General features: G+C 34.3%; 6 protein-coding genes. All 6 read left to right on the top strand.

Annotated features, from left to right (window positions below):
- Positions 1-366, top strand: a 366-nt coding sequence (locus L3049_RS21460) for a hypothetical protein (protein WP_275111894.1), incomplete at its 5' end; no start/stop codon positions are given.
- Between the two features lies 1 nt (position 367).
- Complete coding sequence (locus tag L3049_RS21465; RefSeq protein ID WP_275111895.1) at positions 368-1,162, top strand: hypothetical protein; 795 nt, start codon at positions 368-370, stop codon at positions 1,160-1,162.
- A gap of 18 nt (positions 1,163-1,180) precedes the next feature.
- On the top strand, positions 1,181-1,945 hold the full coding sequence (locus L3049_RS21470; RefSeq protein ID WP_275111896.1) for a hypothetical protein: 765 nt from the start codon (positions 1,181-1,183) through the stop codon (positions 1,943-1,945).
- A 94-nt stretch (positions 1,946-2,039) separates the two neighbouring features.
- On the top strand, positions 2,040-2,996 hold the full coding sequence (locus tag L3049_RS21475) for a hypothetical protein (RefSeq protein WP_275111897.1): 957 nt from the start codon (positions 2,040-2,042) through the stop codon (positions 2,994-2,996).
- A gap of 289 nt (positions 2,997-3,285) precedes the next feature.
- A complete protein-coding gene (locus L3049_RS21480) occupies positions 3,286-3,762 on the top strand; it encodes a transposase (protein WP_275111899.1) in 477 nt (158 codons plus the stop codon).
- A gap of 238 nt (positions 3,763-4,000) precedes the next feature.
- A complete protein-coding gene (locus L3049_RS21485; RefSeq protein ID WP_275111898.1) occupies positions 4,001-5,068 on the top strand; it encodes a hypothetical protein in 1,068 nt (355 codons plus the stop codon).
- Positions 5,069-5,882 lie beyond the last annotated feature (814 nt).

The following is a 5,882-nucleotide window of genomic DNA, read 5'->3' on the forward strand; positions in this document are numbered from 1 at the left end:
CAAATTGATTTTGAGAGGCGGAAAGCGGAAGGTTTCCCTCCTGCATTATACCCTAGCTTTGTATCTACCCCTGAGGCAACGCCTGAGCAACAAGTAGAAAGAGATAAATATTGGAAAGAGAATATTGAATACTTCCAAAGAGAGCACAACTCCCGTTGGTACGACCCTATCCTTGATAAGGATTGGAAAAAGGCTAAATATGGAGTTGGTAAAGGTTTGCGAACACCAATGGCCAAACAATGTATTAAATACACCTTTGAAGATGGTTCAATAGTTTATGCTAAAACTAACCTTAAAGGTGAAGTGTCCGAGCCTCCTGCAACAATAAAGTTTAGAACAAACAAAGTTGAGGTTATAAAAAATTAATATGGCAGTAAAAAAGAATTCGCAGAACAATAGACATCAATTGTTCCGAGAAGTAACCCACACCCAATATACTGGAATAAAAAAAATAGGCGATAAAAGCCCACAAAGTTGGTTGCAAAAAGTGATTGTTCCTTTAGATAAATATTTTTATAAGGGTAATATGGGTGGTAAAACTGTAACAGATGAATTTGTTGAATCTCATGCACAAGCCTATATAGCTCCATTAATTTTGGGAGGAATTACTTTGTTATTTATTGTGTTTTTTAGTTATGATATTGTAAAACATGGATTTAATGAAAGTTCTAATGACAACTGGTTTTTATTGTTATATGGTTTTTGTTGGTTGATATTATTATTTATTATTATTTATTATTTCACAATGCCAAAAAAAGAAATAATACTAAACAGAATGGATGGTACCATAACTTTTCCAGGTTTTATGTGGAAAAAGAACATTACTATGCCTTTCGATAAAATCAAATTTTCCTGCACATCAGGAGGTCCGAATTTCATAGGAGCATACCGATTAGTTATTATTAGACCAGATAAGGCGGGTTCAACTCTAGGATTTCCTTTTCCAGGAATAGATTGTTATCAAGATTTAGCGTATTTATCTTGGTACATGGATAAAAATAGGCCTTTGCCTCCTGCCGAAGATTTAGATGGCTACCGCAAAAAAGATTTCGAGCGCCGTAAAAAAGCCAAATTTAAAAAACCTTTATACCGCAGTCAAATACCTACACCCGAAGCTACTCCTGAACAGCAGGCCGAAAGAGAAAAGATTGGAAAGTGGTAATCTAATGCAAATAGAAACATGGCTAAAAAAGCAAAACATCCATTTTGCCGGGAAGTAACTCACACCCAATATACCGGAATAAAAAAAATAGGCGATAAAGGCCCGCAGAGCTGGTTGAAGAGGGTTATTGTTCCTTCAGATAAGTATTTCTTTAAAGGTAAAATGGGGTATTCTGTTGTTAATGATGAATACCTAAAGCGTTCTGCACAATCGCATATTACTCCAATAATTGGGGGAGGGGTAGCATTGTTTTACATAGCGTTAATCACTTATTTTTCTATCGAAGAGGGAGATTGGGGGACGATGCTTGATATATATATAGGTGCTTGGTTAATACTTCTTTTTTTTATTATCTACTATCTCACAATGCCTAAAAAAGAAGAGATTTTTAATCGAATGGATGGAACAATAACTTTTCCTGGTTTTTTATGGAGAAAAAATATTACTATGCCGTTCGATAGAATTAAGTTTTCATATACTTCTGGGGGGCCAAATATGATTGGGGCATATCAATTAATTATTGTGAGACCTGATAAAGCAGGTAGTTGGTTAAGGTTTCCATTTGGAGGTATGGACTGTTATCAAGATTTAGCCTATTTAACTTGGTATATGGATAAAAACCGCCCATTACCCCCTGCCGAGGATTTAGATGCCTACCGCGAAAAAGATTTCGAGCGCCGCAAAAAAGCAAAATTTAAAAAACCTTTATACCGCAGTCAAATACCTACACCCGAAGCTACTCCTGAACAGCAGGCAGAACGAGAGAAGATTGGAAAGTGGTAATCTGATGCAAATTAGCAACATGACTAAAAAAATAAAACACCCCTTGTACTGGGAAGTAACGCACACCCAGTATACAGCAATAAAATGAAATACGATGGATATAAATAAATATTACAACCCAAATCGAAGAATAGAAGCCAAAGTATCTAAAGATTGGAAAAAAAAGTATCCGGAGTTTTGTATTAGTCAATTACCAGGACCTGGTATTGTTACAAATGAAAAAGTTACACCTGGATATATTAACTATATAGATGAAAATTATATTGTACTTGATGATTCCGATTCAAAAAAAATGGATCTCTATTGGGCATGGGGATGGATTGGTGCACACTTATTGGTTTGTAGTGTCCTTCTTTTTGGGATGAAATTGAATAGTGATTTTTTAGTGATGGTTTTACTAACAGCTGGAATAACATACCCTCCAGCCATTTGGTTTTTCATAAAAGCCTACTATATGAATCGAGAACGGAAACTCATATTTGATAGGCAAAAAGGTTTGGTTCAGGTACCAGGTTCTTTTTGGAATAGTTCTCAGTTAATTCGGTTTAATGAGTTGCATGTTGTGTTGGCTTTAAAAACCCGATTTCAGGGAGGTGTTTATTTGCAATTATTTAAAAATAAATCTTTTGCTGATAAATATCTAGAGGGAGGAATAATGTTACCCTTTATATTTGCTAAGGCCTTGCAATCGTGGAGCTATTGGGTTTGGTATATGGATAAAAACCGACCACTTCCCCCTGGAGATGCATTAGATCCTTATCGAGAGAGAGATTATGAGCGTCGTAAAGCCGAAGGTTTTCCTGCACCATTACATACGTCCTATATTAATACTCCTGAATACTTTACAAAAGAGTTTGAATTGATGTGCGAGGAGAACAATACAATACCAGGCATGTATAATATGTCGATTAATGACGATAATAGTGAGGAATTAATAGCTCATCGAGAAAAAAAGAAAAAGGAAGAAGAGGAATTAGCAAAAAAGCCTCGAATTTATAGAGTCAGAGTTATGTTTATTAAAATAGTAAAGGATATTCTTTTAATTGATTAAGAAAAAGCAATTCCACCGCGCTAGCGTGAGCTTGCAGCTCGTGTTCTACGAAAGTAGAAATACGATAACCTACCTATGGCAATATGAGTATTTTTTTGCAATGGCATAATAATCAACTAGAAATTTCATTGAATATTGTTTAATTGGAATAGGTATTATCAGTGTATGAATATGCTTGTAAAATGGTGTAATTACAATGTTTTGAGTCGAAAATATAAGTTTGACTTCGTCGATTTTCAATTCACAACAAAGAAGGTTTATACTTCGTTAGTTTGCCACGGTTTATTGGATTGATGTTTTTGTTCGTGAGCAATATTTTGCGTCAGTAGCCAAAAGTTTAGAGTATTGTTGCGCGAACAAAGGAATGGTTATATATGCTTACTGCATTATGCCTAGTCATATTCATTTGATATTTAATGATCAAAATTCTAATCCGGGTAAAATTATAAAAGAGTTTAAAACCTATTCATCAAAACTACTTCAAAGCTTGATTGCAGAAAATCCACAAGAAAGTAGAAAAGAATGGATGCTTTGGATGATGGAACGTGCTGGGAAAATGAATAGTAATGTGAAAAATCGACAATTTTGGCAACAACACATCAAGCCAATCGAATTGTGGAGCAATAAAGTAACCTCTCAAAAATTAGATTACATTCATAATAATCCTGTAGAAGCTGGTTTTGTAGAAGAGGCACATCGCTGGAAATATACTAGCGCAAAAAATTATGCAGGTGAAGTAGGACAAGTTTCGGTTGAAATTTTGTAGGCTTTTTGCTGCATTCGCAGAACACGAGCTACAAGCTCGCGCTAGAAGGGGTTCAAAAGCTTATTGCAATGTATTTATTAGGTTAACCAATTTGCCTGGTTCAGAATTCTTTTTCCCTTTTGATAATGAAAAAGGACAACAACGAATTATAAAAATTAAACTCAAGCTTCGTTACGATACCCGTTATAAAAATCAAATTAAAGGAAGTTATAATATTGTTCCCATAAACTCATAAATGATGGACGAGAGAGATAAAAAATATTACCGCAGAATTACTCATCATAAATACGAACGTAAAATTCCATATGAAAAAGAAGATGGGAGTAATTGGGTACGGAAATGCATCTATAATAATGGTTATTATCCACTTGACGAAATAAATATAAAAGGTGGTAGTTACACTTATGCCGATGATAAATACCTTGTTAATGATTGTACGAGCAATATTAAATCCGTTTTTCGATTTATTCTATACTTTGCTATTCCCTTATTTATTGGAGGATTTTTTCTTGAAGTACCAATGTTTGAACAATCATTAGGTATAGTCTTATTCTATTGCATTCTATTTTTTATCAATATTTTTTTATTATATTTTTCATTTTTTTATCCTCCGTTTATATATATATATAATCGCTTAGATGGAACAGTAAGCATGCCTAGAAAATATGGAAAAGGATCTTGTACTATGTCCTTTGATAAAATAAAGTATGGCACCTCTATGAGCCGTATGGGAAGTATTAGTCTTACAATTACATTACCAATATGGGAGATTATGCAACGAGATATTGGAGGTGATCCTGAAACTTCCTTATCAAGTTATGTTTGGTTTATGGATAAAAACCGTCCCTTACCTCCAGGCAAAGTGTTCGATACTTATCGTGAAAGAGATTATCAACGTCGCAAAGCAGAGGGTTTTCCCGCTCCTTTATACGAAAGTTATATTCCTATTGAAGAATATACACCCGAGCAAACAACAGAGGCGAATAATGGAAAAAGAATAAATATTGAAACTTTTGAAAGAGAAGCGAATTCCATTTGGTATGACCCTAAAATACATGCCGATTGGGAAGAAGTGAACTACACTAAGGGAGATTATGATATTAGCCCGTTAAAAAACGAAGTAATCTGTTACAAATTTGCCGATGGACGAATTGTATATTGTCGAAGTACAGCTACAGGAAATATTTATCAACCACCAACTAATGAAAAATTTGAAAAAAGCCTAATGGTGGGTGGTGCTATAAAAGAAAAAATAGATAGGCCCATAACTGATAAATGGGAAGAAAGACAAAGAGATAGATTCTAAAACAACTACTTTAAGAAGTCTTTAAAAAAGCAAAATATTAAGAAAAAACAGGAACAATTCTAATTAGGTATTGTAGAATCTTCCAACGCGTTTAATAAAAAATAGAAATCAGTACAAATTTAAAAAACCTTTATACCGCAGTCAAATACCAACCCCATATGCTACTCTAGAAAAGCAGGTAGAACGAGAGAGGATTGGAAAGTGGTAACCTAATGCAAATAGGAATATGGCTAAAAAATCCCCCGCTACTACACGAAAGAAAATTCGATGCAATCAATCTTTTCGTGTGGTAATTTCTGATAAACACCAAATACAGTTTGGCATAAATATCAAGGTAGTGATGAAAGATTAATTACATCCATTACAATCCTTTTGATGAAGATCTGCTAACCTATCTGGAAAGAATACACATATACCAGTGCTAAAGATTACAGAGGAGAAAAATGAATATTAGAAAATGTGATTGCTGTGATGTAAAAGCCACGCAATAGGATTCGTGTGGGAGCAGCTTACTGATCATCATCAACAGATATATTCTAATTTAGTGCACCTTTGGTAACAAAATAAAACACCACAAAAAAAGCCTTTACAAGTAATTTAGAGCAATGATAACTTCTACACAACACGAAGTATGGATGTGTACATAACCAAGCTTAGGAAGTATTTAAAATCCGATTCCAGAATAGTAATTGAGAACATACACGGAAGTGGTTTCAGACTCCTGCAGATTAACTCCAAGTTTGATATTGATTAAGTAATTCTGTTTTCTGTATATCTTGCTAGGTCAATTGTGGTCAGCCTATCTATTTACCAG

This window comes from Labilibaculum sp. DW002 (assembly GCF_029029525.1).
GTDB lineage: Bacteria > Bacteroidota > Bacteroidia > Bacteroidales > Marinifilaceae > Paralabilibaculum > Paralabilibaculum antarcticum.

Coding starts and splice junctions, on each gene's coding strand:
- L3049_RS21465 (WP_275111895.1), top strand. CDS start 368: ATGGCAGTAAAAAAGAATTCGCAGAACAATAGACATCAATTGTTCCGA.
- L3049_RS21470 (WP_275111896.1), top strand. CDS start 1,181: ATGGCTAAAAAAGCAAAACATCCATTTTGCCGGGAAGTAACTCACACC.
- L3049_RS21475 (WP_275111897.1), top strand. CDS start 2,040: ATGGATATAAATAAATATTACAACCCAAATCGAAGAATAGAAGCCAAA.
- L3049_RS21485 (WP_275111898.1), top strand. CDS start 4,001: ATGGACGAGAGAGATAAAAAATATTACCGCAGAATTACTCATCATAAA.